1 pseudogene is annotated in these 407 nt (G+C 36.6%); it reads right to left on the reverse strand.

Annotated features, from left to right (window positions below):
- Nucleotides 1-407, reverse strand: a pseudogene (locus tag P5674_RS26035) (hypothetical protein); the annotation flags it as partial.

Here is a 407-nt window from a genome sequence, read left to right on the forward strand (position 1 = left end):
GGGTCATTACCATTAACTTGTAAAGTACCTTGCGCTCTAACTATTGAGAATATTTCCTTTATTTGATTTAAGGCTGTCTGTAGTGTTTCTTTCGCGTTCTTTTGATTAGTGATTTTAACTTTACTTTCGTTAGGTTCTAGTAGTTCCTCAAAATTATCAGCCTCTGGAGTAAACGCTGTTTTTAGTTTCTCGTATTTTTCCTCGGTTTCAAATCCTAAATAGTCTAATATTTCCGAGACTTCCCTACCAGCTTTAAAGGCTGCTGAATGCGCCAAACCTGCTTCATGTAAACAGGTTAAAACAGCGTTTTGTGTCACTTGATGGGAGATGGCAATTTCCATTACCATCCCGAATATTTCAGCAATTGATTCAGCTAAGTTAGGTAATTTTATTTCGGCTTTTTCTTC

The sequence above is a fragment of the Limnospira sp. PMC 289.06 genome (assembly GCF_032350395.1).
In the GTDB taxonomy this organism is placed as follows: Bacteria; Cyanobacteriota; Cyanobacteriia; order Cyanobacteriales; family Microcoleaceae; genus Limnospira; species Limnospira platensis.